The 1,815-nt window shown below is 57.9% G+C and carries 2 protein-coding genes; one reads left to right on the plus strand and one right to left on the minus strand.

Going from position 1 to position 1,815, the window contains the following annotated elements; genetic code table 11:
• Positions 1–500: 500 nt before the first annotated feature.
• Positions 501–1,175: a transcriptional regulator gene (locus tag JX325_RS16145; protein WP_204792063.1), complete on the plus strand. Its 675-nt coding sequence runs from the start codon at positions 501–503 to the stop codon at positions 1,173–1,175.
• A 106-nt stretch (positions 1,176–1,281) separates the two neighbouring features.
• Here the strand turns inward: JX325_RS16145 and JX325_RS16150 are convergent.
• On the minus strand, positions 1,282–1,815 hold a 534-nt coding region (locus tag JX325_RS16150), incomplete at its 5' end, for a GNAT family N-acetyltransferase (RefSeq protein ID WP_204792064.1).

The raw sequence follows: 1,815 nt of genomic DNA on the forward strand, positions 1-1,815 counted from the left end.
GTCGCGGACGGCGAAGGTGAAGTGATGAGGAGCGGGAACGTCCAGGGGATAGTGCGTCATGTTCTTGTCCATTTTGATTTACCTCCATAAAGTGTGGCTTTCGCCAGATGTTCAGGAGGTACCCCGGTCGTCGCCGGTCCGGCTTTCCCATGGCCGGACGGGGCGCCTAGCGGACAGTACCTGGTGTGAGGGACGGGGCTTTGCGGGCGCTCCTGGGAAGGGAGCAAAGGAGCAAATGACACAAAAATGGCTGCATTTGCTTCTTAATGTGAGGTAATTTTATCAGCACTCCTAAAAAATGTCAATCCCTTTTGTGCGTTTTGTATGAATCACTATTTTCCTGATATAATTTTTATGGAAAATATAAATAGCCCTTGAAAGGTTGATCTTTCTCACGATGNGAAAAAATTTTTTTGACAGAGGTTCTTTTTCGGAATATAATACTAAAATGAGGAAAAAAGAAAGAACGGATTCCCCCGCAGGAAGGAAAGGAGGCTCCTATGCCGGATACCGCCAACGCCCTGCTGCGCCAGTACGTGAAGCTGACGGAATTTCTGGGCGCCGCCCTGGGCCCGGACTATGAGGTGGCCCTCCACGACCTGACGGACAAAAACCGCTCCATTATCGCCATTGCCAACGGCTACATCAGCGGCCGGGAAATCGGCGCGCCGCTGACCAACATGGCCCTGAGCGTCTTGAAGGACGAGAGCTATGAGTGGCAGGACTACCGCCTGCACTACTCCGGCGTCTCCGCCGCCGGGAACGCCCTGCGCTCCAGCACCATGTTCATTAAGGAGGACGGGAAGCTTATCGGGATGCTCTGCATCAACTTTGACGACAGCCGCTTTCAGAGCTTTGCCCAGCAGGTCCTGACCCTCTGCCACCCGAACCAGTTCGTTCAGGCCCTGGAACAGCCGCCGGAGGGCGAACACGCCTCCCGGCCGGAGACCTTCCGCAACTCCACCGAGGCCGTGGCCCAGGACGCCATTGCCCACGAGCTGGAGCGCCTGGGGGTCCCGGCGAAACGGCTGACCTCCGAGGAGCGGCTGCTGATCATCGCCGCCCTGGAGGAGAGCGGGATTTTCCTGCTTAAGGGAGCCGTGAAGGATGTGGCCGCGGGCTTGGGCTGCTCCCAGGCCAGCGTGTACCGCTACCTGTCCCAGGTTAAGAAATAGCGGAGGGGCTCTTCGCGGTTCGGGAATGCGCCCGGCGGGCCTGGCGGAGGCCCCGCTTCTCCCGGAAAGAATCAGCAAGCCCTCCTCTGCGGGAGGGCTTTTCTTTTCAGGCCTTCTTTTCCATACGGATGCACCCTTCCTCATCGGGGGTTCCCACGCCGTCTGAAAATTGGTATCCCATCTTGAGGTAAAAATCCCGGGCCGTGATGGAGGAGTGGATCACCACCCGGTCCGCCCGCAGGAAGTACGTATCCTTCNCCAGGGTTTCCATGAGCGNTCGCCCCGCGCCCGTTCCCTGGCACTCCGGCAGGACGAAGATGGTGACGAGGATGCTCTCCGTTTCGCTGCCCAGATAGGGCGCGATGCCGCCGCAGCCGATTATCCTGTTCCCATCCAGGAGAACGTACAAATGCTCGTTTCCCGCCTGTTCCAGCAGATTTCCCGGAGCGTAAAGCTCCAGCATCTCTTGAATGATCTCCGCCGGATAGTCCGGGGCGTTGCTGATTCGCAGCGCCGCTCCAATGACGGCGGAGGTCTGCTCCGCGTCCCGCTCCTGAAAGCGCCTGATGGTAAAATTCATGGCGGTCCCACCTCTCTCAAAACCTTTTTTGCCGGCCCGTTCCGCGTTATTATAACAGAC

The sequence above is a fragment of the Oscillibacter sp. CU971 genome (assembly GCF_905219725.1).
GTDB lineage: Bacteria > Bacillota > Clostridia > Oscillospirales > Oscillospiraceae > Oscillibacter.